At 58.6% G+C, this 25,465-nt stretch carries 25 protein-coding genes and 2 pseudogenes; 10 read left to right on the forward strand and 17 right to left on the reverse strand.

The features are described 5' to 3' along the window. Window positions 1-126 precede the first annotated feature (126 nt). Window positions 127-429, forward strand: coding sequence for a low temperature requirement protein A (locus PWG15_RS34030; RefSeq protein ID WP_275027884.1), 303 nt, complete (start codon window positions 127-129; stop codon window positions 427-429). Between the two features lie 134 nt (window positions 430-563). On the opposite strand, the gene PWG15_RS34035 is transcribed toward PWG15_RS34030, so the two are convergent. The 6 genes from PWG15_RS34035 to PWG15_RS34060 form a co-directional block, all read right to left on the reverse strand. Continuing rightward, window positions 564-860, reverse strand: coding sequence for a PRC-barrel domain-containing protein (locus PWG15_RS34035; protein ID WP_275027885.1), 297 nt, complete (start codon window positions 858-860; stop codon window positions 564-566). A 194-nt stretch (window positions 861-1,054) separates the two neighbouring features. Beyond that, window positions 1,055-2,275 (reverse strand): NAD(P)/FAD-dependent oxidoreductase, encoded by a 1,221-nt coding sequence (locus PWG15_RS34040; protein WP_275027886.1) that lies wholly within the window; start codon window positions 2,273-2,275, stop codon window positions 1,055-1,057. Between the two features lie 187 nt (window positions 2,276-2,462). After that, window positions 2,463-2,897, reverse strand: coding sequence for a pyridoxamine 5'-phosphate oxidase family protein (locus PWG15_RS34045; RefSeq protein ID WP_275027887.1), 435 nt, complete (start codon window positions 2,895-2,897; stop codon window positions 2,463-2,465). 200 nt (window positions 2,898-3,097) lie between these two features. Beyond that, window positions 3,098-4,144 (reverse strand): glutathione synthetase, encoded by a 1,047-nt coding sequence (locus PWG15_RS34050; protein WP_275027889.1) that lies wholly within the window; start codon window positions 4,142-4,144, stop codon window positions 3,098-3,100. A 482-nt stretch (window positions 4,145-4,626) separates the two neighbouring features. Further along, window positions 4,627-4,830, reverse strand: a complete 204-nt coding sequence (locus PWG15_RS34055; RefSeq protein ID WP_275027891.1) for a CsbD family protein — start codon at window positions 4,828-4,830, stop codon at window positions 4,627-4,629. 272 nt (window positions 4,831-5,102) lie between these two features. Further along, entirely contained in the window at window positions 5,103-5,351 is a 249-nt protein-coding gene (locus tag PWG15_RS34060) for a hypothetical protein (protein ID WP_275027893.1), read from the reverse strand. 169 nt (window positions 5,352-5,520) lie between these two features. On the opposite strand from PWG15_RS34060, the gene PWG15_RS34065 reads away from it, so the two are divergent. After that, window positions 5,521-6,012 carry a YciE/YciF ferroxidase family protein gene (locus PWG15_RS34065; RefSeq protein ID WP_275027894.1) on the forward strand — a complete coding sequence of 164 codons (492 nt, stop codon included), beginning with the start codon at window positions 5,521-5,523 and terminating at the stop codon, window positions 6,010-6,012. 134 nt (window positions 6,013-6,146) lie between these two features. Here PWG15_RS34065 and PWG15_RS34070 read toward each other — a convergent pair whose 3' ends face one another. From PWG15_RS34070 to PWG15_RS34080, 3 genes are all read right to left on the reverse strand, one after another. Beyond that, window positions 6,147-6,326: a hypothetical protein gene (locus tag PWG15_RS34070; protein ID WP_275027896.1), complete on the reverse strand. Its 180-nt coding sequence runs from the start codon at window positions 6,324-6,326 to the stop codon at window positions 6,147-6,149. Window positions 6,327-6,593: 267 nt separating this feature from the next. Continuing rightward, complete coding sequence (locus tag PWG15_RS34075; protein WP_342457084.1) at window positions 6,594-7,622, reverse strand: DNA topoisomerase IB; 1,029 nt, start codon at window positions 7,620-7,622, stop codon at window positions 6,594-6,596. Next, window positions 7,623-7,778, reverse strand: coding sequence for a DUF3309 family protein (locus tag PWG15_RS34080; RefSeq protein WP_275027899.1), 156 nt, complete (start codon window positions 7,776-7,778; stop codon window positions 7,623-7,625). Between the two features lie 278 nt (window positions 7,779-8,056). Between PWG15_RS34080 and PWG15_RS34085 the strand changes: the two genes are divergently transcribed. From PWG15_RS34085 to PWG15_RS34105, 5 genes and pseudogenes are all read left to right on the forward strand, one after another. Continuing rightward, the gene (locus tag PWG15_RS34085) at window positions 8,057-8,377 is read left to right on the forward strand and encodes a hypothetical protein (protein ID WP_275027901.1); all 321 of its coding nucleotides are present in this window, start codon (window positions 8,057-8,059) and stop codon (window positions 8,375-8,377) included. After that, window positions 8,377-8,988: a response regulator gene (locus PWG15_RS34090; protein ID WP_275027903.1), complete on the forward strand. Its 612-nt coding sequence runs from the start codon at window positions 8,377-8,379 to the stop codon at window positions 8,986-8,988. The genes PWG15_RS34085 and PWG15_RS34090 overlap by 1 nt, the downstream gene beginning before the upstream one ends. 156 nt (window positions 8,989-9,144) lie before the next feature. Further along, window positions 9,145-9,366, forward strand: coding sequence for a DUF2934 domain-containing protein (locus tag PWG15_RS34095; RefSeq protein ID WP_275027905.1), 222 nt, complete (start codon window positions 9,145-9,147; stop codon window positions 9,364-9,366). Between the two features lie 32 nt (window positions 9,367-9,398). After that, a complete protein-coding gene (locus PWG15_RS34100; protein ID WP_275027907.1) occupies window positions 9,399-9,836 on the forward strand; it encodes a CBS domain-containing protein in 438 nt (145 codons plus the stop codon). A 23-nt stretch (window positions 9,837-9,859) separates the two neighbouring features. Next, window positions 9,860-10,306, forward strand: a pseudogene (locus tag PWG15_RS34105) (HD domain-containing protein); the annotation flags it as partial. A 219-nt stretch (window positions 10,307-10,525) separates the two neighbouring features. On the opposite strand, the gene PWG15_RS34110 reads toward PWG15_RS34105, so the two are convergent. The 8 genes and pseudogenes from PWG15_RS34110 to PWG15_RS34145 form a co-directional block, all read right to left on the reverse strand. After that, entirely contained in the window at window positions 10,526-11,044 is a 519-nt protein-coding gene (locus PWG15_RS34110; protein ID WP_275027909.1) for a sigma-70 family RNA polymerase sigma factor, read from the reverse strand. Window positions 11,045-11,279: 235 nt separating this feature from the next. After that, on the reverse strand, window positions 11,280-13,325 hold the full coding sequence (locus PWG15_RS34115; protein ID WP_275027911.1) for a PAS domain S-box protein: 2,046 nt from the start codon (window positions 13,323-13,325) through the stop codon (window positions 11,280-11,282). A gap of 144 nt (window positions 13,326-13,469) precedes the next feature. Beyond that, window positions 13,470-17,174, reverse strand: coding sequence for a response regulator (locus PWG15_RS34120; protein WP_275027913.1), 3,705 nt, complete (start codon window positions 17,172-17,174; stop codon window positions 13,470-13,472). A gap of 263 nt (window positions 17,175-17,437) precedes the next feature. Beyond that, window positions 17,438-17,890 (reverse strand): aspartate 1-decarboxylase, encoded by a 453-nt coding sequence (panD, locus tag PWG15_RS34125; protein ID WP_275027916.1) that lies wholly within the window; start codon window positions 17,888-17,890, stop codon window positions 17,438-17,440. A 59-nt stretch (window positions 17,891-17,949) separates the two neighbouring features. Continuing rightward, window positions 17,950-19,611 (reverse strand): electron transfer flavoprotein-ubiquinone oxidoreductase, encoded by a 1,662-nt coding sequence (locus tag PWG15_RS34130; RefSeq protein ID WP_275027918.1) that lies wholly within the window; start codon window positions 19,609-19,611, stop codon window positions 17,950-17,952. 95 nt (window positions 19,612-19,706) lie between these two features. Next, window positions 19,707-20,213: an aldehyde dehydrogenase family protein gene (locus PWG15_RS34135; RefSeq protein ID WP_275027919.1), complete on the reverse strand. Its 507-nt coding sequence runs from the start codon at window positions 20,211-20,213 to the stop codon at window positions 19,707-19,709. 91 nt (window positions 20,214-20,304) lie between these two features. Next, window positions 20,305-20,736: pseudogene (locus PWG15_RS34140) on the reverse strand (aldehyde dehydrogenase family protein); the annotation flags it as partial. 7 nt (window positions 20,737-20,743) lie between these two features. Next, window positions 20,744-22,360 carry a 5-guanidino-2-oxopentanoate decarboxylase gene (locus PWG15_RS34145; RefSeq protein WP_275027920.1) on the reverse strand — a complete coding sequence of 539 codons (1,617 nt, stop codon included), beginning with the start codon at window positions 22,358-22,360 and terminating at the stop codon, window positions 20,744-20,746. Window positions 22,361-22,828: 468 nt separating this feature from the next. On the opposite strand from PWG15_RS34145, the gene PWG15_RS34150 reads away from it, so the two are divergent. The 3 genes from PWG15_RS34150 to PWG15_RS34160 all read left to right on the forward strand — a co-directional run bounded on the left by PWG15_RS34150 (window position 22,829) and on the right by PWG15_RS34160 (window position 25,443). After that, window positions 22,829-23,770 carry a LysR family transcriptional regulator gene (locus PWG15_RS34150; RefSeq protein WP_275027921.1) on the forward strand — a complete coding sequence of 314 codons (942 nt, stop codon included), beginning with the start codon at window positions 22,829-22,831 and terminating at the stop codon, window positions 23,768-23,770. Window positions 23,771-23,874: 104 nt separating this feature from the next. Further along, window positions 23,875-24,648: an ABC transporter ATP-binding protein gene (locus tag PWG15_RS34155; RefSeq protein ID WP_275027922.1), complete on the forward strand. Its 774-nt coding sequence runs from the start codon at window positions 23,875-23,877 to the stop codon at window positions 24,646-24,648. Between the two features lie 24 nt (window positions 24,649-24,672). Beyond that, the gene (locus PWG15_RS34160) at window positions 24,673-25,443 is read left to right on the forward strand and encodes a transporter substrate-binding domain-containing protein (protein ID WP_275027924.1); all 771 of its coding nucleotides are present in this window, start codon (window positions 24,673-24,675) and stop codon (window positions 25,441-25,443) included. Window positions 25,444-25,465 lie beyond the last annotated feature (22 nt).

Raw genomic sequence — 25,465 nt, forward strand, 5'->3', positions numbered from 1 at the left:
ATGTTCCGTATCGGGAGGCATTCTAATGAGCAGCGTTCCTGAGTGGATCGGCAAGAGCGATGACGAGAAGGTGCCGCGAGCCATATGGCGGCGTCTGTCAGCTTTCCGCCAAGAAGATCATGGCCGATGAAGCTTGGGATATTCGCATCTCTCTTCACCGCGGGCAGGAGGTCGCGGCAGAAAGGGCGAAAAGGAAAACGGCCGGAACCTGTCGCTCACAACCTGTTCACCTATGGGCATCTTCCGATCATGGCCCGGATTATTCTGACGGCTGTTGGCCAGAACTTTTCCCTTTCGAATGCGGAGGAAGATGCCAGCCTGACGACAGCGTCAGTCGTGGTCGGTGGCCCGGCACTATTCCTCTGTGGCAACGTATGGGTGAAGCTGAAGGGGGCGAGCCGTTGCCCGTATCTCACATGGCCGGCCTAATGGCACTCGGTTCGTTGATGGCGGCGTTCTCGTTTCTGCCGACCTATGCCCTCAGTCTAGGCGCGGAGGGTGGAAGCGATGTTCAGGTTCCCACCCCATGGCCAAGTTCTATGAATCCGCCAGCGCTCCGGTTGTTAGTCCAGATGCTCTGGCATTTCCTTGAGCTGATCCTTCGTCCAGGTGGTGATGGCATGAACGTCGCCATCATCGTCGCGCATAAAGTCGAGATCCGCCAGCGGCAAGGCTACCGGTTTCGCACCAATCCCGAGGAAGCCGCCAACATCGATGATTGCGGTGCTGTTGGCGCCGACGCCGTGAAGGTGATCTACCGTTCCGACCTTGTCATCGTCCACGCCGTAGATGATCGCCCCCTCTAGGTTTGCGGGCGTCAGTTCGGAAGTATCAAGGCGCACATGGTTGGTATGGTCCATCTCTCTAGTCTCCGGTTAAGTCGGGCTAACAGAACTGATTCAGCGGAAAACGGTTCCATTGATCATGGAAGCCAGATCAACTCCCATCGCTACAGCCCACCTGCATCAGGCGCCCGAGCTTGAGAAAGGTTTTTTGTCGTGATCAGTCGCAAGTTGCCGAGGTGCGCCCCGGTCAAGGCGAGTTCGCAAAATCTTCAGCGAAACGCGAACAATTCGCTGTCCGGATCCTGGTGCCCCAATATTGCCGACGACACGATTTCCGCGGCGATCTGGCTATAGGTGATGCCGTTTCCGCCATATCCCATCACAGCATAAACGTTTTTCAGCGCTGGAACCGGACCGATTATCGGAAGCCCGTCGGCGGCCACGCCGAAGGCTGCAGCCCATTGGTACGCTGGCTCGGCAATTGGTATTTTCAGGAGTGCCGACAGCTTCGCCCGCAAAGTTCTGGATTTCGAACTGAGCTTGACGGAGTCCTGATGTGCCGTGGGGTCCTCTTCGTCCTCGCCTCCGACGATAATGCGACCATCCGCGGTCGAGCGAATATAGAGGTAGGGATCCGATCCCTCCCATACCACATAGTCCTTGAGCCAGTTTGGCCGCGGATGGTGTGGTTTGGTTGCGAGTGCCCAGGTGGAGACAATCCGGTGCTCTTGGTTGGCCACCGCATCAAGGAACTCGTAGCCGGTGCAAAAGACGACATGCCTGGCCTGTATGATCTCTCCTTTTGATGTCGCGGCGGCGTTCCAGTCATGGAGGCTGCGAATATCCGTGATCTCAGTGTCTTCTACTATCGCCACGCCTTCTGCCTGTGCCTTGCGCCAAAGGCCGGCGGTCAATTGTGCGGGATTTGCGGACGCGGAGATCGCGGCTTCGATTGCAGCGGTCCGCTCCAATCCAAAATTCTCACGCAGTTGGGTGGCGTTGAGAAACACTGCTGAAATGCCAGCCTTGTCGCGCGCCGCAGCCTCAGCTTTAAGCGCTCTTGCACCATAGGTGTTTCCAGCCAGGTACAGCGATTTCTTCCGCTCAAGATGGCAGCAGATCCCAAGATTGTCGACAAGCGAGGTTAGCGTTTCCACGGCCCTGGCGGAGCGTTGCCAGGCGCGCCTGGCTTTGGCTTGTCCAACCATCGCAGTCAGCCTGTGCAAAGGCACGTCGATCTCATGCTGGATCATCGCGGTGCTGGCCAGGGTGCTGCCTTGCACCGGTTGGCGTCGATCGACGACGAGGATTGTCAGGTTCTGTTTGGCAAGAGACAGGGCCATCAAAGCCCCTCCAATGCCGGCGCCAACAATCAGCACGTCGACGATGTTGGCAGGGATGCGTTGTTGAGCCGCGATCTGGACCTTCCGGGTGGTCGTCCACAATGGCTGGAAGGACCGCAGTTTTCGCTTGCGCGTGATTGTCTGCAATTCGTGGCTCTCCTGTGTGCGTCGTACTCCTCGGTGCCGTCTCAGGTAGGGAGACATGAGAAGAGCTGGGCCGGGCGGTCGACTAGTCAAGCTGCCCGGTCCAACGTTCGCCGGCCCAACTCTGCCTCGTTCGGCCGAAAGCAATGGCTGGGAGGGACGCTGCGATGAAAAGAGAGGCCATGCCGCCCTATGGGATCGTGATGTTCCCGCTGTCGTCGCCATCCCAATAACTGATCCGCGACGCGCGGACTTTGATCAGCACGAGACCGTGTGTGTCTACGCCTTGCGGGAACCAGCTTCCGAGATCGCTCACCCAGTGCTTCTTGAACATCTCCCTGTCCTTGACGAGAGAGGCGTTCCCTTCAATCGCAATGAATATACCGAGCTTACCGAGCAGGCTTGGAGGAGCAGTGTAGGTGAGACCAACCTGAGGGTCCGCATTTATGTCGGCAATCTTGCGCGAGTCCCAGTAGCAGAAGAACCAGGAATCTCCGTCGTACTCCACGTCGCCATTATTGCTCATCGGTCGGCTGCGGACCACGCCATCCACACTCTTTGTTGAAAGCATTCCAAAATCGATGCTCTTCAGTTCCTTGGAGATGTCACTCAGTGTCAAGCTCATTGTCGTGCTCCTTTGGCGACTGCTGGTCTTAACCGTGCTTGCTCAAAGAGGTTCCCTTGCGTGTTCGAACAATGTTGCCTGTCAATGAGCTACGGTCGTTTCGACAACACTGTTTCCGGAGGTAATCTTGCCACGCACCACGACGTCGGGCAGTCCGGTCGGCCGCGTCGGCGGAACGGGAGCCATTCTACGGCTGAAGGTTAAAGGGTCGACAAGATGCGGTTGCTCAACGCACCGCGGTACGTTTTCCTGATTTCGACTTTGTTCTCAAGCGAATCCAGGATGTCCTCGCAGAAGTCGACATCACAAAGTTCACGAATGGTCTGAAGTCCGCCGGGCGTAAACACGTTGATCTCCAACAACTTGTCCCCGACGATATCGAGACCGACCAGGAACATGCCGTCCTCGACGAGCTTCGGGCGCAGCGTTTCCGCGATCGCCAGCATCTCTTTCGTGACGTTGGCTGGTTTTGGCGTCCCTCTGGCATGGAGATTGGAGCGCACATCTCCCTTGGCGGGAACGCGCCTGAACGCAGCATAGACGTCACCACGCCTAAGCGGCCTTCCGTTCATCAGGAACAGCCGCGTATCGCCTTCTGAGGCTTTTGGAAGATAACCCTGGGCAATTAGATAGCCGACTTCGCCAACACCGTCGACGATCTGATTGAGATTTGATTCAGTGCTGGTTGCGATCCTGAAAACGTTCTTTCCGCCCGATCCCTGCAGCGGTTTGATAATCACGCCATCCGGATGCTTCTCTATGAACGCCCTGATTTCCTCGATATCCCTGGAGATCAATGTTGTGGGGCGAACAGAGGCTGGAAAATCCTGGAAGTAAAGCTTGTCCTGGGCCAAGGCTAGGCCGCAGGGGTCGTTCACGACGATCGTGCCCCGTTCGGCGGAGAGGCGACCGAAATTGGCGCCGGCATGTGCGGCCCAAGGTCGGCTATCAGCATCTTCCGAAGGGTCATTGCGCAGGAACAACACATCGACCTCTTCAACGTTGACGAGGGTTCGTTCGCGCTCCGGTGCCGTCAGAGCGCGCAGAAGCGTCTCCGGCTTTTTGGGCCGAGCCTCCGTGAAGTCTGCCGCTCGGAGCATCAAGGCGTCGTCGGGGCGCAGGATGAAATCGCCCGGCGCGACGTAGAGAACGTCATGCCCACGCGAAAGCGCGGCGAGCGCCAGCGATGTCGTTGTGAACGTGGGTCTCTCAGTCTCGAGCGTGTTGACGAGGAAGGCAATGCGCATGGCTGCTCCTAGCTGGGGGCTGGTCATTTCCGGATCGCGTCGGCTGCAAGCGTCGGCGCGTTATCTGCGAAAATTAGAGCGCGTGGCCGCCATACCAAGCCTGCGGAACAACGCGCTGATCAAATGGTTGGGCGCGGGAAAGGAGGTTTTCGATGATTTTGATCCTACCGGAGTTCGATTGCCGAGGCGGCGAGGTAGCTGACATTTCGGGCCTCGTTGCATCGATCAAATGTGCCTTGAATGCTGAGGCCTCACTGGAGACGAGAAACCTCAATTTCAGGGTGCTTGGGAACAGTGTCGTCATTGAAGGCGCGGTCGATCTGCCAGGAGGGGCGAGTGTTGTTCAGCGGCTTGCTGACCATCTCGCCGGTCCAGGTCGTGTCATCGTCCGGATCAGCTGTCCGCGCGATTGAGTAGGATGACAACCGATCGGTCAGTGCTGCCGGGCAGCGCCCGGCAGCCGTTGCGATAAGGCCTACCGCTCAAAATGCCTGACGATCGTACCAGTCATCCACCTCGCGGCGAATGCGGTCCTTCTCGATGCCGTAGAGCTCCTGGATTCTGCCTTCGAGCTGTTCGCGATTGCCGTCGATCTGATCGAGATCGTCGTCGGTCAGCCGACCCCACTGCTCCTTGATTTTGCCCTTTACCTGCTTCCAATTTCCTTCGACACGGTTCCAATCCATGACGGTTCCTCCTTTGGTTTAGAACACTAGCCAAACCCTCAAGCATCGATTTGGTTCTCACGATCGTTGACATCCGGCCGACAAGCATACCGTTGGTCGAGATGTCCCGCGTGAAGGGACGCAAGCGGGGCACCCAAAAAAGAAGGCCTCCACGAAGGAGACCAAGGGCGAGTTTCCGGTGTGCATCCAACTCAGCTTCGCCGCGTTGGTTCCGACTGAGTGTCGTGCTGCGGTTCGCTCCGTTGATGCGCTAGTCGGCTTGATGATCTTCTTCAATCGATGCCACGTATGCTGCGCTCACGCATGAATTGATCGAGATTGGACCGGGCCGGACCCAACCGAACGAAGATTTCGCGCGCTTCCATGGGTGCAAGACCATATTTGGCTATGAACTCTGCCAGGTCATAGTGACCCCGATAAATGATTTCCTTTGGATCTACGACCCTGGCGCGAACCCGTCTCGGGACAACCTGCCCGTCGATCGGCTTGGAATCACGCAAAGCGGATTGGTTCTCTTTCATTTTGGCCTCCCATTTTTCTTGGCGGCATCGACGCTCCGCTGGAACCTGTGCCGAAACGAAGGCCGCGCGTCTGTGAGCCAAGTCTTCCAAACCGCATTTTGTTCCCGTGCGGAACCTTTGCACCTGCGCGATGTTGGAGCGGCTCCACCAGACCGCAAAGGAGATTGTTATGCCAGAAAAGACGCTTGAAACGCTGTTTCATGATGGCCTGAAGGACATCTACTACGCTGAAAGGCAGATATTGAAAGCACTGCCGAAGATGGCGCGCGCGGCGCAGTTGCCGGATAGCAAGGCAGCGTTCGAAAGGCACCGGGACGAAACTGAAGTTCATGTGGAACGTCTGCAGCAGGTCTTCGAAATCTTCGGCAAGCGCGCCCAGGGAAAGACCTGCGAGGCCATTCAGGGCATTATCGCGGAGGGCGAGGAGATCATGGAGGAATTCAAGGGGAGCCCTGCACTTGATGCGGGTCTCATCTCGTCTGCCCAGGCGGTCGAGCACTATGAAATTTCCCGCTATGGCACCTTGAGGACCTGGGCCAAGCAACTCGGGCTGCAGGAGGCGGTGTCGCTTCTCGACCAGACCCTTCAGGAAGAAGGCGCCACCGACAAGGCACTGAGCAAGCTTGCGGTGACAGCGGCGAATATCAAGGCCGCCGCCTGATGGCGTTGGACGCTTGGAGGCGGAGACCCTTCAAGCGTCCGCTTCTGCTCTTCGAACGTCAGCTTCAATTCCGTAGATCGAAGTCAAGCGCGAAGCCAGGGCAAACTGAAGAGCCGTGGATCTGCACCTTGAGGTCAATCGACCCTGCCCATCAGGGCAGTGCCGAGGCTGCCGAGGGCGAAGGAGGCGCCGAATGCATAGATCTGCAGCGCTAGTGCAAGCGGATCGATCACACTGGTATGCCCGAGAGCGCGCGGATAAAAGGCAAGGATTACCACTGCCGTCAGGGTGCCGATGACGAACCCTGAAAACATGTGCCATACCACAAAGCGTATGAGCTTTGGCATTTCGGCACCCCGTTTCTGGCCGAACTATCCGGCCATGGTTTTCAGCGCTTTCGGGCCTCGGATCACATAGCGGAACAAAGCCATGGCCGTCGGCTGGATGCACCGGTCCGATCCAATCCACTTGCGCCCGTCTGGACCTCCCGTAAAGATCCATGCCCAATCGCGCTGACACGCATTTGTTCCGCGAGGCATTTGGCGTTGTGGAGGCCGAAAAGGGCGGAAGGTAATCGGCCCTCACCTTGACGCTTCGGTCTCAAGGAACCGCAGCAAATGAAGTTCGTCCGCGCGTAATCCTGCAATGGGCCGCGCGTTCCTTCGCCGCTTTCTCGTGGACGATGTCGCATCTCGATCGGAAAGCGCGAGAATGGCAGGGTGGATGTAGCTCTTGCGACAGACCGCTTTCGTATTGTGCAGGACTTGCGAGGCCGCTTCGCACATGTGCTTGATGGTGGGTCGGGTACCGCTGTTTAACGCTTGCCGCGCGGCGGCGAATGCGGCGACACTTCCGGCCCAGGTCCTGAACGTCTTTGCCGATATTGGTGCTGCGGCAATCTCGGCGAGGTAGCGGTTGAAGCGGCCAGAATCGATCGGTTGCGGGCGGCCCTCGGGGTCGATGGATACAAAAAGCTCCCGCCCGGGCAGATCCGAGATTTCCTCCAGAACGCGTTGCAGGCGAGGATTTTTAAGACGCCGTCTGATACGGCGTCCGCCCTTTCCCTTAAAATCCAGTTCAATACAATCCGGCTTAATTCTGAGATGGCGCTTCAGGAGCGTTGTGGCGCCATAGGTCCCGTTTTCGGCCACATAGGTCGAACTGCCGATGCGAAGGGGTTCCTGGTCGAGAAGCGCCGCAAGCGCTGCAAGCACCGTTGTTGCGGCTACCGTTTCTCCTTCCATCTGGCGCCTGACCTTTCGACGTATCCGCGGCAAGGCCCGGGCGAAGGCTGAGAGTTGATCGAATTTCTCCTGATTGCGCATCTGCTGCCACTGAATGTGATAGCGGTACTGCTTCCTGCCTTTGACATCATAACCGGTGGCCTGAAGGTGGCCGTTTTCTTTGGTGCAAATCCACACGCGCTCGTAGGCAGGCGGCAATCCGAGCGCCTCGATCCGGGAGATGATCTTGGGATCCTTGAGGAGGGAGCCGTCCGGACATCGATAGCGGAAGCCCTTTTTTAGGCGCGTTCGGGTAAAACCGGGCTCCGTGCCGGAGACATAGACAAGCTCGGCGCCGGCCGGCTGCATGGCGTTGGCCGCATCCAATCAGATACGCCCCATCAACAGGAGAACGACAAGGACGACGACGATCACTCCAAGCAACCCGGAGGGACCATAGCCCCACCCCGAGGAGTGCGGCCAGGCAGGGAATGCACCGACCAAAAGCAGGATGAGAATTATCAACAACACAGTTCCGAGCATGGTTCGGCCCTTTCGTTTGGTTCAAACACTCTCAATCCAACCTCAAGCGAAAAGGAATGTTCCGACGCGGGGGGGGCGAAGCGGGGTTGGAAATCCGCGCGGGAACGATTGCCGTCGACGCGCGTTTTTGCTGACTGAAGATCAAAGGTTTGAAGAGGTCGCGGCGGCAGAGAGAGGTCTGTGCGCACACTTGGCATTTGGTTCCGGTTATGCTTGCGCAACGGATTGCGCCGCGTACAACGTGCGTCGATACGGAATGAGAAAAGGTTGGCTTCCCCTTGCGCAAGGTCTATCCTTTTGGTGGCCTCCTCGCGGAAGGCGACGAGCAAATCCGAACTCGCAATGGTTTGACGGCTGGGACGAAGATGGCTTCGGTCAAGAAGACGAGCGACGACGCCGAGAAAATTTTCACAACCGACGCTACGGACCAGCCCGTTGGCGCCGGATGCGCCGAAGTCGACGATATTCCGGATCGTCTGCTGATACTTGCAAACAGGCTGCAAAAAGCGCTCGACTCGCGCAGAGTGGCCCATGGCGAACACCCCCGGCTTCAAGAAGAATTGAGGCGGTCATTAAAGCGGATCGAGGACGAGAAATGATGCGCGACCTGCAGCAATTGCGGGTATTGGTTGCCGAGGATGAATTCCTCGTCGCAAACGACATTGCGCTGTTGTTGGAGGAGGCAGGAGCAACCATCATAGGCCCGACACCTACGGTACAAGAGGCGTTGAAAAGCCTTTCGGTTGCGGAAAACATCCAGGTTGCCGTTCTCGACATCAATCTGAACGGCGAGTTGATCTATCCCGTTGCCGACGAACTCGCACGCCGTTCGGTTCCGCTTATCTTCTTCAGCGGCTATGAATCTTTGAATCTTCCCGAGCGTTTCAGTAGTTCGGCACGCCTTAGTAAATGTGTCAGCGCCTCGGATCTCGTCAGCGCCGTCTTTGAACAGCATCTTCAGAATTTGTCGACGTTGATGCCTGTTGGGACCGAATTCCATGAGTACAGCATTGTCGACCTCGTGCCCGGGCTTCGCTTAAGGGCACGCCGACTGATGGTGAACGTGGCAGCGGCCGATGGTCTGGTCGAGCGCACGCTCGAGCGAGCCATTGTTCTGGCGCCGACCAGGCGAAGGTCCCAGCCGCTTGGTGAGTGGCTTCACGCGCTGATGGCGATCATCCACAGCGAAAGTCCTTTTGGACCCAATTGAACGGTGCACGGTGTTCCGCACGTGAGCCGACCGCACCGTCCCCGCTACCTGACACAAAACACCTTCGCGGCTTGAGCTGCTCCCGGGAAAATTGACTGGAACAATTCTTTGTTTCCTTGGTTTGCGATTTCAATCCACCAAGGAGGATTCATTGTCATGGATGACAAAGAGGAACGTATCCGCCGCCGCGCTCATGCCATTTGGGAAAGCGAAGGGCGCCCTTTCGGCGAGGAGGAACGGCATTGGGAACAGGCACGTCGAGAAATTGAAGAAGTATTGCCGTCCCAGTCGACTGATTCGAGCGAAGGTGAGGGCACGGGAACGATCGTCGCGCCGGCGACAGCTCCCCACGGTAGGGCTCCGGCCAAACCCGAATGAGCCGACCAAAGCTTAACGGAAGGAATGGATCAATGCGTATCGCCGAAATCATGAGCAGAGATTTGCATGTGGCGCGTCCCGATGACCTGGTTCAAAATATTGCACGCGAGATGGCTGACAACGATATCGGGTTCCTGCCGGTCGGCGAAAACGACCGCCTCGTCGGAATGATTACGGATCGCGACATTGTGGTGCGATGTGTGGCGGACGGGCGTGATGGGAAAACCCGTATCGGCGACATCATGACGACCGATGTCAAATACTGCTTTGACGACGACGAGTTGTCCGAGGTCGCGCGTAAAATGGGTGCCGAACAGATTAGACGCTTGCCGGTCGTCAATCACGATAAACGGCTCGTCGGCATCGTGTCCTTGGCCGACGCGGCGCGGGGAGATCCGGGGCTTGCGGGTGTCGGGCTGAAGGGTGTCACGTCGCCAGGCGGTGCTCACAACCAAAGGCCGCCGCAGTGACCAATGCGCGCGAAAGCCGCCTCTTGTGGCATTCACCGGTTCCCCCGTCTGAGACAGAAGAATGCAGTTGGGCGCGAGAAGTGGCAGCGCATGCGCATGCCGGTCAGCGCGACAAGGCAGGCGAGCCCTACTTCGACCACGTTCAGCGCGTTGCGGACGCTGTCGCCGGGGAGAAGGCTAAGACGGTCGCTTACCTGCATGACGTTTTGGAAAAAGCACCGGGCTGGACGCTCGAACGATTGAGGGAGGTCGGCTTTTCTGCGGAGGTCATCAGCGCCGTCCGGGCACTTACACTTCAGGCGGGTGAGACGAAGGACGCCTTGACCCTTCGCGCTACGTCAACCCCCCTGAGCTTGGCAGTGAAGCGAGCCGATTTGCAGGATAATCTGCGGCAATTGGAGGGGAAAGGCGAAAGCGGCGCTGAATATCGACGCAGACTCTACCTGTTGGACCAGGCCTCACGAGGACAAGCCGCACCGCCAGAACCTCGAAACGATGGTGAACTCACAGGTCAACGATCGGCCCGCTCGCCCACCAACAGAGACAAGTGGAGGATCGTTTATCATGCCAATGTTGCCGTTAGAGCGGTTCTGGCGATCCTCTTCGGCCTCTTTGTTGCGGCCGTCGGCTTGGCGGTTTGGATTCTGGTATCCTGATAGGTGTTTGTCCGTATAAGGATGGAGGTAATTTCAGGGAACTGGAACGCCGCCCATCCGGTAGGCAAGTTCGTCGCGCGCTCGGCTGAGCCTGCTCTTAATGGTGCCGACTGCACAGTCGCAGATGTCGGCCGCTTCCTTGTAGCTTAGACCATATCCAGCAACCAGGATCAGCACTTCGCGATGATCGGGCGCCATGGCTTCGAGCGCGCCGCGCAGTTCGTGGGTCAAGACGCACCAGTCCTGCGATGCCGGCATCGGGATCGGTAGCTCGGCGCAATTGACGGGGCCCGGCGCTTCGCGTCGACGCAGCTTGTACTGAGTTCGAAAAGCGTTGTGCATGATGGTGAAAAGCCAGGATTTTAGGTTGGTTCCAGGCTCAAAGCCGTCAATGCCGCGCAATGCTCGAAAGAGCGTTTCCTGTAACAGATCATCCGCTTCGCAACTCGACGACACGAACGTGCGTGCAAACGCCCGAAGGGCCGGAATGAGGTCGACAACCTGGGTCTCCAGCGGCGGAGGCCGCTGGTTCGTTTGGTGTATAACAGGCATTGAAGCTTGCCTTTCGCAACAGTGCAATGGGCTCCTCTAACAATGCGCCGTCGGCATTTAAGTTCCGGCTACAATGTAATGGGCCGATAGGTCCCCGTTCGACCTGTGAGATGTTTGGCATTGCCTCCCGTCAGCCGGACATCGCGTCAGTCTCGAGATTGTCGCGCCACTGTATTTATTGGGCCACACCGGCAATCGACAGCCGGGCCGTTGAGCATTGCAAGGGAAGGCTAGGCTAATCGTGCGGCTCCAGCCGATCCTTCGGAACAACGAGGTGTATGACGAGCCCATCGGGATGCCACTCGCGCAGGATTTCTCCCCCGAATTGCTTTTCAATGGTTAGTTTCGCGAGCTTCGTGCCGAAACCTTCAGCCGTTGTTTCGACGACCGGCGGGCCGCCGCGCTCGGTCCAGATCAGTTCGAGCGAAGCCCCTCGGTCAATGCAATCGAGGTCGAGATAGCCAGTGTCCGTTGAAAGCGCCCCATATTTGGCGGCGTTGGTCGCAAACTCATGTACGACGAGCGAAAAGCCGGTGATCGCCGCGCGCGAGACACCCAGATCGCATCCCCGCGTCGTCACCCGGCGCAGGCCCCGGCCGTTCTCGCCGTCATATGGCGACAGGATTGTGGCAAGGAGCGGCTGCAGGTTGGCCCGACCTTCGCTTGAACCATCGCCAAGGGGCGCTGGCAAGGTGAGCACGTGGGCCCGGGCCAGCGATCCCAATCGTGCGACAACAGCAGAGGCGAGTTCGTCGGTCGACGTTGCCGATTTGGCGCTCAGCGATACCACGCTGCTCGATACCATAAACAGGTTCTTGACCCTATGCGCCATCTCCTGGATCAGCAGGTCCTTTTGCTGTTCAGCTTGCTTGCGTTCGCTGATGTCGCGGGCAATCTTCGAGGCGCCAATGACCACGCCGGCATTGTCGCGGATTGGCGAGATCCTGAGCGAGATCGGCATCAACCCGCCATCCTTGCGCTGCCGGAGTGTCTCGAAGTGATCAACGCGGTGGCCAGAGCGCACTTGTGCCAGGAAGTCCAGCTCCTCGCCCTGGCGATCATCGGGAATCAAAAGCGTGACCGATCTTCCGATGGTCTCTTCGGCCGTATAGCCGTAGAGCCGCTCGGCGCCCGCGTTCCAACTGCTGATGATGCCATCCAAGTCCATTGATAGGATTGCGTCTTCCGAGGATTCGACGATCGCGGCAAGCTGGTGGGCGGCATGTTCGGCCTGCCGGCGGACGGCGACCTCACGCTCGGCGGCCTTGAGCAAGTGGGCGTTGTCGATCGCGATTGCGGCATGAGCGGCGATGGAGGTCACCGCGTTCTCCGCGTCGGCGGCAAAGATGCCGGGTAGATCATGACCGAAGAACAACCCGCCATGCACCTCGCCCGAACGCGAAACCACCGGAACTGCCAGATAGCTGACGACCGGCAGATGCCCTTTTGGCATGCCGAAATGCGGTGCCGATTGGCCATAGCGCGGGTCGACACGGATATCGTCCGAGCGCACAACACCCAGACCGCGGAACGTCGGCTCGAACACGGCGGTATTGCGAGGCAGCTGGAACTTGTCGAAAGCCGCGCGCGGAGCTCCCGAAAGTGCGTAGAGTGTGTAGTGCTCGCCTTGTGGGTCGATGAGATTGTAGAAAAAGGCACCGAATTTTGCGCCGGTAAGTTCGGTTGCCGCGTCCGTCACCGTCTGTACGATGCGATCGAGATCGAGATTGCTGGCTATCGCCTTTGCAATCCGGTCGACCGCCTCCAGCCGGCGTTCGGCAGCCTTGCGCTGGGAGATATCGAGAATGCTGACATAGGCGCGCTCGTGGTGTGCTCCCTCGAAAGTAATCGTGAAGACAACGTCCAATCGCCGTCCTCGCAGCGTGCGAAGAACAGTGTCGCTACCAAATCGCCGGCGTCCTTCCCAGATCGTTATCAACTCTTCCATGAAAATCGGCGCCGTTTCGGGGAGGAAAACGTTTGCGAGCGATCTTAGCAGCTCGCCCTTCTCGGCCGCCTCGAACAGCTCCACCGTGAATGGGTTGACGTCGATGATGCGCACGCGCGCTATCGCCTCGTCCAGTCGGTCAGGGTGCGCCTCAAGATAGGCACGCAGATCCTCAATGCCGTCGGACCGAAACGTCTTGAGGAGCTCGGATACGCCGGAAAAATCCTGTTCCCACACGGCGACCCCAGCGTATTCGAAAATGTCGCGAAACCTTCTTTCGCTGTCACGAAAGGCCTGTTCAGATGCCTTGGGATCGCTGATTTCGACCAGCATTTTGGTTGCTCCCACGAACTCCGGTGACATGTCATCATCGACGGCAGGCACAAATCAGGGCAGGGGATTGCTGCTCAACGGAGCGACCCAAATGGTACCTCAAGCAAGTACAAAAGCAATCCGCAACGCCGCCGACTCCTTTGGTCAATGACGCAATCTAAGGACCGCATTGGACTTCGCTACAAGCAATGCTGCGGCCTCGATCAACTGCTGAGAAGTGAAAGGCTTCATCAGTAGCCTCGCGCCGGCAAAGCCCGTTGGCAGTGCCTCACGGCCGTAACCCGTGACGAAGACAAACGGGATTTTCTTCCGGGCCAAGGCGGCCGCGATCTCTCCGACCGATTGCCCGTGCAGGTTCGCGTCGACCATCGCCCCGTCCAATTGCTCCCGATCGATGATGCGCAACGCATCGTCTATCGTCGACGCCGGCCCCACCACATGGGCATGCTCGTCCTCAAGCACCGAGGCGATCTCAAAGGCAATCAGGGGCTCGTCTTCAATGATCGCAAATTTCTTTCCGTTGATGTTCGCCGAACCCGAGTTCACGCCCAGCGGAGAGCCCTTCGATAAGGGACCCGCGGCCTCAGTTGGATTGCTTTCAATGAAATCCGGCTCCAGCGGAAGAACGATCTCCCAACGTATCCCGTTTGCCTCGATCGAGCGATGCGCATGGCCGCCGCCGCCGCTTAGTACCTGCTCTATCAGCTTCGTTCCAAAACCCTGGTCGCCTAGCGACTTTACGGATGGTCCGCCTCGTTCTCGCCAGTCAAGGCGAAGAGTGTCGTCCTTCAGAACCCAGTCGATTGATACCGTGCCGGCCCGGGTCGAAAGCGAACCATACTTGACTGCATTGGTCCCGAGTTCGTGCACCATCATAGCCATATGCAGCGCCGTTTGCGGATCGAGCCTAATTGGCGGACCGGAGACCACGACACGATCATCGTCAACCGCTCCAGGCAGCAGTTGATCGCGGAAAATGTCTTCCAGCTCCGCACCCTCCCAGCCGGTACGGCTCAAAAGCGAGTGCATTCGCGACATCGACTGAAGGCGCCCGCTGAAGCTCTCGGTGAAGGCCGCCGGATCCTTGGCTGAACGCAGCGTCTGCCGCGCAATCGCCTGTATCGACGCGAGCATATTCTTGACCCGGTGACTGAGTTCGCTCAGCAAAAGCTGCTGGGTTTCTTCTGCACGCTTGCGGTCGGTAATGTCGCGGGCTGCGCCGAACCACTCGATGATGTCTCCGTCGTTGCCGAGGAGGGGTACCGCACGCGAATGGGTCCATCCAAGACTTCCGTCAACCAGTATGACCCGGTGATCCATTTCGAAGGTAGTCTTGTTCCGGATGGCATCCTCGATATTCGTCAGGATATGTGTCTGATCGGCGGCAGGGATATATCTCTCGAGCCAACTGTCACTTGGATCCTCGGTGTCGGCCACAAAGTCCTTGCCTTGCAGGTATCGCATCTCCCGCCAGTCAGGGCTCATGCGATAGACGATGTCAGAGCTCGCTGTGACGTAGGCGCGAAACCGCTCCTCGCTTGCTCGCAAACTCTCCGCCGCTTTGGTTCGCTGATGGGCCATCTTGAGATGCGCCTCGACGCGCGCCAACAATTCACGTGCGCTGAATGGCTTGATCAAGTAGTCGTCGGCGCCTGCCTGCATGCCCTCGATCCGGCTTTCTTCGCCGGCGCGTGCCGACAGAACGATGATTGGAATGGTGCTTGTTTGCTGGTCTGAACGAAGCCTCTCGAGCAATTCCAGTCCATCAAACCCTGGCATCATAACGTCTGTGAGAATGAGGTCCGGTCGTCGAGAAGCTATTGAAGCGAGTGCTGCTTGCCCATCGCCGACGACCGTCACGTCGTACTGGCCGCCGAGTAGACGGCGCATGTAGTCTCGCATGTCAGAGTTGTCATCCACGACCAACAGGGACGGGCGGCGACCATTGCTCGCCTGCACTACGTGGGCAGCAGGTTCGACTTCGGATAGTTCTGCGTCTTGGTCTGAATCGGGCAGCCATCGAAGGGCCTCTTCCACGAAAGGCGAAATGCCAATTGCTGTTGATGGGCGACTGTCACCTGTGCCGGCTTGATCGGTTGCCAGGTGGCTGTTTCCTTGTGGGATGGCGACCCTTACAGTCGTGCCTTTGCCAAGATGGCTGTCGGCCGAGACCGTCCCACCGTGAAGCTTTACGAGTTCCTGAACAAAAGCCAGTCCGATGCCGGATCCTTCCCGACTACGCCCCTTGGCGCCTTCGACGCGATGGAATCGCTCAAACAGTCGAGGCATTTCTTCGGGTGGAATACCGATTCCCGTATCGCAGACCGTCAGAACGAAATTGTCTGCATCGGTCGTCAGCTTGACAGCGATCTCTCCTTCCAAGGTGAATTTGAAGGCATTGGAGAGAAGGTTGAGAACGATCTTTTCCCACATCTGACGATCGACGTGGGCCGGTGCGGGAAGCGGAGGCGTATCGACGGTCAGGCGCAATCCCGCTTTTTCCGTCGCGGATCGGAAGGCGCTTGCAAGTTCCGCCGTTGCTGAGGCGAGGTCGGTCGGCTCGAATTGCGCCTGCAGCCGTCCCGCCTCTATACGTGAGAATTCCAGCAGCGTGTTCACCAGCTTGAGCAGCCGGAGGGAATTGCGGTGAGCGATGAGCAGCCGCTCACGATCGCCGGGCAACCGGTCGCCTCGCGCTATCAGGTCTTCGATATGGCCGAGCATCAGCGTCAGCGGCGTGCGAAACTCGTGACTGACATTCGAAAAGAACACGGTCTTTGCGCGGTCGATCTCCGCCAGCGCTTCGGCGCGTTTGCGTTCGTCTTCATAAGACTGCGCATTTGATATCGCGCTTGCGACTTGCGCTTTCATGAGTTGCAGGAAGTCGTAATAATGCTCGTCCAGTTTCAAGCGTGGATTGATGCCAACGACCAGAAAGCCGGTTGCTTCCCGTGCGTTGGCGGCGGCCACCGGCAGCACGATTGCCGTGTGCGGAAGATCGCGTGGAGTTTCACCTGCAGTTGCCGGGAAACGCGAACCCAGATCATCCACGATTCTAAGTGCTAAGGTCGTGTCAAAGTGCCAGCCTTCGCCACTGTCGTGCTGCGTCAGCCTCACAGCTTGCGGGCACATTGCATGGCCATGCTCCAGGCCGGACAGCCCGGAAAGGCGCGCCCGTTTGCGGGCGGGATCGAGTAGGTAGAGAAGGGCGAAGGGAACATCCCTTTGGTGCTTTGCGAATGTCTCTGCGGCCGTCGTGCACGCTTCGATAGGTGTGCGCGCATCGCCCGAACGAGATGCCAGATCGCGAAGCACAACAATCCGGCGCTCTCCAATGACCTTGTCAGTAATTTCGGTCACGGTGGCGAGGACGCCGCCGATCCCGTTTTCGGCTGCTTCGTCAGGAACGGGGCTGTAGGCAATGGTGAAATGGGTCTCTTCGAGGAAGCCGTGCCGGTTGATCTCCAACTCGATGTCGTCGTTCCACGTCGCGGGCCCACCGTTGAACGGAGTGTCGATCAGTGGCTTCAGGATATGCCAGATCTCGCTCCAGCATTCACTGACCGGTTTGCCGAGCGCCCAGGAGTGCTTGGCGCCAAGTACCGGCCGATAGGCATCGTTGTAGATTGAAACATATTGCGGCCCCCACCACAGCAGCAGCGGGAAGCGGTTCACCAGGAGGAAAGGGATCATGACCCTCAGCGTCGGCGACCATTGCTCCATTGGCCCGATGGGCGTCGCGGACCAGTCGTAGTCCTGAATCAAGGTTTCCATCTCGCCGTGGCCCGCAGGCGACGAAGCATCGATGAGGGGCTGGTCCCGGTCGGCCGTGCTTTTGGCGTCTGACATGACGCGGATCCCCGATAGACTACGCTTAAGGACCTTAAACGCCAGGTACTGAAAACAGTTCCGATTCCGCGCTCGGCGGACTAAGTGAACTTGGGAGCGGGGTGTCCAGTAGACAATCACGGACCGCTTCGTGATCCGTGCCTGAGATCGCATAATGTATCGAATGGAAGGGGAGGCGCGCGGCGACGGAAATCTTCGTGCTTCGGTTAAACCGCCTCACTGTGCTTAATGTTGTTAAACGCACAGGTGTAGCGGGCTCTGGGTTAAAGACCGGTCACCGGCTGTGGCGTCGGTAGAGCAGTATTGGTTTCATTAAGAATACTGAATGCATACCGCCCCTTAGCGTCTACGTCGACCGAGTAGGTCAAGCGTTCCCGTATGCGATTGTTTTGGTCGAACGTGATCACCTTGGGTTTTAGTAGAGTAATCGCGGCGTCGTCGACATAGAGGGAGTTGCAGATGATTATCGCGTCGCCAGGCTGGCACGTGCGGGCGGCCGCACCGTTGAGGATACAGCATCTCGATCCGCGTTCGCCAAGGATGACATATGTGGAAATTCGCGCGCCCGAATTCCTGTTCCAGATTTCCACGAATTCCATTGGGAGGATGCCAGCGGCCTCACAATGATCGGGGTCGAGGGTAATCGATCCGTGATAATTGAGGTTTGCTTCGGTCACGTAAATGCCGTGCAGCTTACCCGCGACAAGCTTTCGCATCGTTCCTCCTCGTCAACTTCGTACAGGCACCGTGGAAATGACCCCCGCGCAACCCGAACTTACATGTTTGGATAGACCGGGCCTTCGCCTCCCTGCGGTGGCACCCAGTTGATGTTCTGGTTCGGGTCCTTGATGTCGCAGGTCTTGCAGTGCACGCAGTTCTGCGCGTTGATGACGAAGACTTGCCTGCCGTCCTTTTCCACCCACTCGTAGACGCCGGCCGGACAGTAGCGTGTCGACGGACCGGCATAGGTGTCGTGCTCTGACGACTTCTGTAGCGCCATGTCCTTCACCTGCAGGTGGATCGGCTGGTCTTCCTCGTGGTTGGTGTTCGACAGGAACACCGAAGAGAGCCGGTCGAAGGTGAGCACGCCATCCGGCTTCGGATAGTCGATCTTCTGGTGCGCGACAGCTGGCTCGAGCGACTGCGCGTCGGTCTTGCCGTGTTTCAGCGTGCCGAAGAAGGAGAAGCCAAAGAGCTGGTTGGTCCACATATCGAGACCGCCGAGCGCGACACCAATCGCCGTGCCGAACTTCGACCACAGCGGCTTGACGTTGCGCACGCGCTTCAGGTCCTGGCCGATGGCGCTGTCGCGCCAGCCGCGCTCGATCTCGATCGGCTCGTCATTGGCGCGACCGGCCGCGATCGCCGCCGCCAGCTTCTCGGCCGCGAGAATGCCCGACAGCACCGCATTGTGGCTGCCCTTGATGCGCGGCACGTTGACGAGACCGGCCGAACAGCCGATCAGCGCGCCGCCGGGGAACGACAGCTTCGGCACCGACTGGTAGCCGCCCTCGGTGATCGCACGGGCCCCATAGGACAGCCGCTTGCCGCCCTCGAAAGTACCGCGAATGGCGGGGTGCGTCTTGAAGCGCTGGAATTCCTCGAACGGGAAGAGATAGGGGTTCTTGTAGTTGAGGTGCACGACGAAACCGACGGCAACCATGTTGTCTTCGAGGTGGTAGAGGAACGAACCGCCGCCGGTCTTCATGCCGAGCGGCCAGCCGAAGGAGTGCTGCACCAGGCCCGGACGATGGTGCTCGGGCTTGACCTGCCAGAGTTCCTTGAGCCCGATGCCGAACTTCTGGACGTCGCGGTCTTTCGACAGATCGAACTTGGCGATCAGTTGTTTGGCGAGCGAGCCGCGCACGCCTTCGCCGATCAGCGTGTACTTGCCCAACAGCGCCATGCCGCGGGCGAAGTTCGGGCCCGGCTCGCCGTTGCGCTCGATGCCCATGTCGCCGGTGGCGACACCGATGACGGCGCCCTCGTCGTTATAGAGCACTTCGGTTGCGGCAAAGCCCGGATAAATCTCGACGCCGAGCGCTTCGGCGTGGCCTGCCAGCCACCGACAGACGTTGCCGAGGGAGACGATGTAGTTGCCGTGATTGTTCATCAGCGGCGGCATCATGAAATTCGGCAGCCGGATCGAGCCGGCGGGCCCCAGGAACAGGAAGTGGTCGTCCGTGACTTCGGTCTTGAACGGATGGTCGGCTTCCTCGCGCCAGCCCGGCAGCAGCCGGTCGATACCGATGGGATCGACGACGGCGCCCGAGAGAATATGCGCGCCGACTTCGGCGCCCTTTTCGAGCACCACGACAGACAGATCCGGATTGACCTGCTTCAGCCGGATCGCTGCTGCAAGACCCGCCGGCCCCGCGCCGACGATCACAACGTCGAACTCCATGCTCTCGCGTTCGGGCAGATCTTGCTCGGTCATAGGGTCATCATCCTTTAGCGGGCCCTCGGAGGGGCACCCGCGTGATTGCCAATGGGCGCGGTCTTCGTATTATTGCCGTGATGGTGGAGCTTCGTTTAGGGTCGCAGGCGTGAGGTAATGTGCTTGGTTTCAAGGTAGGACGACATGCCCCATGGACCAAGTTCGCGGCCAATGCCACTCGCCTTGAAGCCGCCCCAGGAAGTCTGAACGAAAATGGCCTGCGGGCTGTTGATCCAGATGTGGCCAGCTTCGATTGCGTTTGCCACCCGGAAGCCCTGCTGCTCGTCGCCGCACACGACAGTAGCAACTAGCCCAAAATCGGAGTCGTTTGAGAGTGCGACCGCCTCTGCCTCGGTCTCGAAAGTGCGGATGCAAAGGACTGGGCCGAAAATCTCCTCGCGCCAGCTCGCAACAGGCACATCGATGAAAACAGTCGGTTCGATAAAACAGCCGTCCAGGTGGGGCGGCTTGCCGCCACCTGTGAGCAACGTCAATCCTTCGGCCTTCCCGTGTTCTATGTAGGCGAGCACCTTGGCCTGCTGAGCCATCGTCGTTATCGGGCCGATTTGGGTACCATCGTCCAGAGGATCCCCCGCCTTCAAGGCCTTGGCTCCGGCGGCAACAGCTTCGGTCGGGGGCGACCTTCCACGAAGTCGTCACCGGCGGAAAATTCCACGGTACTATCAGGCTTGCGACACCTGCTGGCTCTTGCCGCAAGCGGGCGCGGAAGCCGAGATGGGGGAGGGCCACCTCGGTATCTTGACGGGTCTCCAGTGCAATTGCCTGTTCAGCGTGATAGGCAAAGGATGCCGCTGCATCGGACACATCTATGCGCGCCTCGCTGAGCGGTTTGCCATTGTTGCGTGAAGACAAGCGAGCGAGTTCTTCTGCCCGGTCCCGCAGCCTCTCAGCGATGGCTATGAGATAGTGGGAGCGTCCACGCCCTCCGGTGTCGCGCCACGCGGGCAAGGCCGCTTTGGCGGCGGCCACGGCCCTTGCGACATCCTCGGGGCCGCCCGAGGAGACCTCGTGATAGGGGACGCCGCGGTAGGGATCGAATATCAGTATGCGGCCGGGCACCGTAGGATCTTGCCATTGACCATCTATGAATAGCTGGTGCCGCATGACTTCCTCACGCTGCCAGGGCTTTGGCGAAGTCGGAGTTAGCCCGGATTTCGATGACGGTCGGAACTTTGCGGTCGATGGAGGCTTTCAATTCGGCTTCGAGTTCTGGGAGCGAGGTCGGGCGGGATGCATGGCAGCCAAGCGCGCCAGCGAGTCCTATGAAGTCGGGAGTGAAGATGTCGACGCCGATCTGCGGGATGTCCCGCTCCGCCATGAAGGCCTTGATCTCTCCGTAGCTCGCGTTGTTCCAGATGACGACAGCCGTTGCGATGCCAGCCTCGACAGCGCTTGCGAGTTCCTGCACCGAGAACTGCAGGCCCCCGTCGCCGATGATGCAAACGGAAGGGCGGTCCGGCGCGCCCAGTTTCGCGCCGAAGGCGGCGGGCAGGCCGTAACCCAGCGTGCCATAGCCGGTGGAGGAGTTGAAGAAGGAACGGACTCGCGGCGCCTGGTAGAACTGGTTGATGGCATAGACCGGTTCTGTCTGGTCACCGGCGACCATTGCGTCCGGAAGCACGCTGGAGATGATCTCCATCAGCTTCGCATGGGTACGACAGGCAGGCCACAGACAGGCCTCGACCTTGTCACGCACGGTCTTGGCACGGAACGCGCCGTCTCGGGCTGGCCTATCTTCGCCGAGGGCGGCGGTGAGACATGCGGTGGCGAGCTTTGCATCGGCAGCGATCGGCACATCCGGGCGCAGACTCGTGACAGCCTGCGCAGGATCGATGTCGATGCGGATCAGCGGGCCACCGAAGCTGAGCGGCTTCGGCTCGGGGTACATCTCCGTCTCGCCGAATTCCGTGCCGATCGCGAGGATCGCGTCGCTGGCGGCCAGCTCGTCAAGCAACGGCTGCATGCTCAGGTTGCCTGTCATCGTAAGCGCATGACCAGGCATCAAGATCCCGCGACCGTTGATGGTCATGAAAACGGGGGCGTCGAGCTTGCGTGCGATGGCGGCGATTTCTTCCGCAGCGTCGACGGCGCCGCCACCCGCAACGATCATGGGACGCTTCGCTGCCTTGAGGATCGAAGCTGCCTTCTCGATCGCGGCTGGCTCAGCGGCGGCTCGACCCGGGAGCGGCCAGGCTTCGGCCGAAAGATGGCTTGCGGAAGCGACGATGACGTCGAGCGGGATCTCGATATGAACCGGGCGCGGGCGCGCGGATCTGAAGACGGTGAAGGCGCGCGCCATGACTTCGGGAAGCTGGGCCGGATCGAGTAGCGTGTGGCTGAAGGCGGCAACCCCGGCTACGAGATTGCGCTGGGAAGGCAACTCGTGCAACCGGCCCTGGCCCATGGAGAGCTGGTCGCGGGAGTTAACTGCGGAGATCACGAGCATAGGCACAGAATCCGCGTAGGCCTGGCCCATGGCGGTTGCGATGTTCGTCATGCCGGGGCCTGTAACTATGAAGCAGACACCTGGCTTGCCGGTGACGCGCGCATAACCGTCAGCCATGAAGCCTGCGCCCTGTTCATGACGTGGCGTCAGGTGGCGGATGCTCGTCGCCGGCAGGCCGCGATAGAGTTCGACCGTGTGCACCCCTGGGATGCCGAAAATATATTCGACGCCATAGGATTCCAGAATTCGCACGAGGTATTCGCCTGTAGTGACGTGTTCCACTGCTTTATCGCCTTTGCGCGCTGGCTGGGTCGATTGCCACGTCGGGACCGTTTGCGCGCCTTGTCCAAGCAAACTTATACGTCCGTGGCGAGGCGCCTGCCCTCAAAGGAATGGCATTGACCAGCCGTGTTGACGGTGGACGACTAGCAGGACGTCGTGGATGGAAAAATATGAAAGATTGAAAGAAACGTTGCCTTTGAATGCAACTATCGGGGCACTCGAAGAGTGTGATCGAGTTTGAATCTCATTGACGCGGCGATGGCGATAAAATTCAGTGTTATTTACGTGGTTATTGATGAATATTGTCATCTTTATGGTTGCGTTGCCGCAATCCGAAGCTGCTAAGTAAATTGTTCAGGCGAAGATAAGTAATAAATCATTTTCTACGGTAAGATATTGTTGTAAATGCGAATTTGTTGACACGCATTCTGTCTAGGTCCAACGTGAGCGACGCAGGAGGTGGTTCGTATGAAACCAAAGCTTAACAAGCGCCGAAAATTACTTGGTCGCGTCAGCGATTCAGATATGCACCTATTCCGTGTTTTTTGCGCCGTCGTTAACTGCGGCGGCTTCTCGGCGGCGCAGGGCGAACTTGGAGTGGGAAGGTCCACTATTTCGAGGCAGATCTCTCATCTGGAAACGCGGCTGGGGTATATGCTCTGTCATCGGGGACGCAGTGGCTTCGTTCTGACTCAGCACGGCGAGCAGGCCTTTGCGCTGATTGAAAAATTCTTGTCAGCCTCCGAGCAATTCACCGCTGACATGGCCGCAATCAACGACGATTTCGTCGGACGTCTGAACATTGCGATCGTCGATTACTGTTTCACTGACAAGCGCAACCCCGTACTACCCGCTATACGCGAATTCCGGATGTTCGCGCCACGGGTCGAGATCAACCTTGTCGTAGATTCGCCAAATGCAATTGAACGCGGCATTCTGGACGGCAGCCTTCATCTTGGCGTCCTCCCGGTCTATCGGCAGTTGGAGGAGTTGATCTACACCGAGCTCTACGAAGAAACGGCCAGCCTCTATGCAGGCTTGTCTCATCCGCTGGTGGAAGAACTGCGGGCCGATGCCGAGCTGCCGATCGATCGCATCACGCGGCATGAGCTGGTGTTTCGCGGTTATCTCGAAGGAGAGAAGCTGCTCAAGTTCAAGCAGCAGTTTCGCCGCGGTCCCACTGTTCTCCAGACAGAGGCGCAGGCTGCTCTGATCCACGCCGGCGCATATCTCGGGTTTCTGCCAAGACACGCCGCCCATGCCGACCTGGTATGCGTTCGCCCGGAGGTCTTCGACCATTCCGCCTCGATCTGCGTCGCGGTCAGCCGTGGGCGCCGTCGTTCGATGATAGCAGGAGCTTTTTTGGAGCGATTACAGGAGGGCAGCGCCTCGCATGCACAGCGCGGTTAGTTGCACGGAAGCGCACCCAACAGTGCAGTCACGGTGATTTAACGCGAGATCAAAATCGTCTTCTCTTGTCGCACTGACCAACGACGAAAACGGAGACGATGGCGTTGAAACAGACTCCTCCCCTTGAAGTCCGTGACATCCGCAAATCCTTCGGCAGCCTGGAAGTTCTCAAGGGCATTTCCCTGACGGCGCATCAGGGCGATATCATCTCAATCCTCGGCTCCTCTGGGTCCGGAAAAAGCACCTTTCTGCGCTGCATTAACTTCCTGGAGCATCCGACCGAGGGAAAGATCTTCGTCGATGAGCGAGAGGTCGTGCTCCGTCGCAATCGCGAGGGGCAGCTTGAACCGCGCGACGCGAAAGAATTGACCGAGTTGCGCGCACGCCTTGCCATGGTGTTCCAGAGCTTCAACCTTTGGCGGCATCTGACGGTGCTGGAGAACGTGACCATTGCGCAAATTCATGTAAAAGGCACCAAAGCAACTGACGCAGATACGAGATCGAAGCATTTCCTCGAACGAGTGGGGATGTCTGCCCGTCTCGACTTCTATCCCTCTCAGTTGTCAGGCGGCCAGAAGCAACGCGTCGCGATCGCCCGTGCACTTGCCATGGAACCCGAGATCCTCCTCTTCGACGAACCGACCTCGGCCCTCGATCCCGAAATGGTGGGCGATGTGCTCAAGGTGATGCGGGATCTGGCCGAAGAGGGACGTACGATGCTCGTGGTTACTCATGAAATGGCCTTTGCGCGGGACGTAAGTACACGCGTGATGTTCATGAACCAGGGACTGGTCGACGCCATCGCGTGTCCCCAGGAGATGTTCCGCAATCCCGCGGACAAATCGGCCCGCTGGGCCGAGTTCATCGCAAGAATGTAAAAAAAGCGACAGGGGAACAAATACATGTACAGAATACTGAAATTGTTGGCCGCCACGGTCATTGTGACTGGCTGCGCGGGCGAGGCCTTGGCCGAAGACCTGACAATTCGCTGGGGTACGGAAGCAGGCTACAAGCCGTTCATGTACAAGACGGAGGATGGCGAACTCGCTGGCTTTGACTACGACATGGGCAACGCGATCTGCGAGGAATTGAAGGCCAAATGCTCCTGGGTGGAACAGGATTGGGACGGCCTCATTCCTGCTCTCCAAGCTGGAAAATACGACGCTATCCTCGCGTCCATGTCGATCACGGAAGAACGCAAGCGTGTGGTCGATTTCACTGCAAAATACTACAAGATTCCCTATCGCTTCGTTGGACATACCGACGGAGAGCTGACCCCCGACCAACTCGCCGGGAAGACGGTCGGCGTGCAGAGTGGCACCGTTACTCAAGTATATCTGGAACGCGTCATGCCCGACGTGATCGTCAAGACCTATCCGACCCAGGACCAGGTGTGGCTTGACCTTGCCGCGGGACGGATCGATGCGGGCTTCGCCAACGTTATCGTCGCCGAGGACAGCTTCCTATCCAAGGAGGAAGGCAAGGATTTCGATTTCTTCGGTCCGGACTATACCGTGTCGAAGTATTTCGGCGATGGCACGGGGATCGCCTTGCGAAAGACGGACACCGAGCTACGCGATGCGATCTCAGACGCAATCGCTAAGCTGCGCCAGGATGGCACTTACGCAAAGATCAATGCCAGATATTTTCCGTTCGACGTTTACGGGAAGTGATCCGCAACGGTGCCACCCCCAA

Origin of the sequence: Ensifer adhaerens, from assembly GCF_028993555.1 — a bacterium.
Classification (GTDB): Bacteria; Pseudomonadota; Alphaproteobacteria; order Rhizobiales; family Rhizobiaceae; genus Ensifer; species Ensifer adhaerens_I.

Excerpts from the sequence above, each read along its gene's own strand:
- PWG15_RS34030 (WP_275027884.1), top strand. The coding sequence starts at position 127 with ATGAAGCTTGGGATATTCGCATCTCTCTTCACCGCGGGCAGGAGGTCG.
- PWG15_RS34035 (WP_275027885.1), bottom strand. The coding sequence starts at position 860 with ATGGACCATACCAACCATGTGCGCCTTGATACTTCCGAACTGACGCCC.
- PWG15_RS34045 (WP_275027887.1), bottom strand. The coding sequence starts at position 2,897 with ATGAGCTTGACACTGAGTGACATCTCCAAGGAACTGAAGAGCATCGAT.
- PWG15_RS34050 (WP_275027889.1), bottom strand. The coding sequence starts at position 4,144 with ATGCGCATTGCCTTCCTCGTCAACACGCTCGAGACTGAGAGACCCACG.
- PWG15_RS34055 (WP_275027891.1), bottom strand. The coding sequence starts at position 4,830 with ATGGATTGGAACCGTGTCGAAGGAAATTGGAAGCAGGTAAAGGGCAAA.
- PWG15_RS34060 (WP_275027893.1), bottom strand. The coding sequence starts at position 5,351 with ATGAAAGAGAACCAATCCGCTTTGCGTGATTCCAAGCCGATCGACGGG.
- PWG15_RS34065 (WP_275027894.1), top strand. The coding sequence starts at position 5,521 with ATGCCAGAAAAGACGCTTGAAACGCTGTTTCATGATGGCCTGAAGGAC.
- PWG15_RS34070 (WP_275027896.1), bottom strand. The coding sequence starts at position 6,326 with ATGTTTTCAGGGTTCGTCATCGGCACCCTGACGGCAGTGGTAATCCTT.
- PWG15_RS34080 (WP_275027899.1), bottom strand. The coding sequence starts at position 7,778 with ATGCTCGGAACTGTGTTGTTGATAATTCTCATCCTGCTTTTGGTCGGT.
- PWG15_RS34090 (WP_275027903.1), top strand. The coding sequence starts at position 8,377 with ATGCGCGACCTGCAGCAATTGCGGGTATTGGTTGCCGAGGATGAATTC.
- PWG15_RS34095 (WP_275027905.1), top strand. The coding sequence starts at position 9,145 with ATGGATGACAAAGAGGAACGTATCCGCCGCCGCGCTCATGCCATTTGG.
- PWG15_RS34100 (WP_275027907.1), top strand. The coding sequence starts at position 9,399 with ATGCGTATCGCCGAAATCATGAGCAGAGATTTGCATGTGGCGCGTCCC.
- PWG15_RS34110 (WP_275027909.1), bottom strand. The coding sequence starts at position 11,044 with ATGCCTGTTATACACCAAACGAACCAGCGGCCTCCGCCGCTGGAGACC.
- PWG15_RS34115 (WP_275027911.1), bottom strand. The coding sequence starts at position 13,325 with ATGCTGGTCGAAATCAGCGATCCCAAGGCATCTGAACAGGCCTTTCGT.
- PWG15_RS34120 (WP_275027913.1), bottom strand. The coding sequence starts at position 17,174 with ATGTCAGACGCCAAAAGCACGGCCGACCGGGACCAGCCCCTCATCGAT.
- panD (WP_275027916.1), bottom strand. The coding sequence starts at position 17,890 with ATGCGAAAGCTTGTCGCGGGTAAGCTGCACGGCATTTACGTGACCGAA.
- PWG15_RS34130 (WP_275027918.1), bottom strand. The coding sequence starts at position 19,611 with ATGACCGAGCAAGATCTGCCCGAACGCGAGAGCATGGAGTTCGACGTT.
- PWG15_RS34150 (WP_275027921.1), top strand. The coding sequence starts at position 22,829 with ATGAAACCAAAGCTTAACAAGCGCCGAAAATTACTTGGTCGCGTCAGC.
- PWG15_RS34160 (WP_275027924.1), top strand. The coding sequence starts at position 24,673 with ATGTACAGAATACTGAAATTGTTGGCCGCCACGGTCATTGTGACTGGC.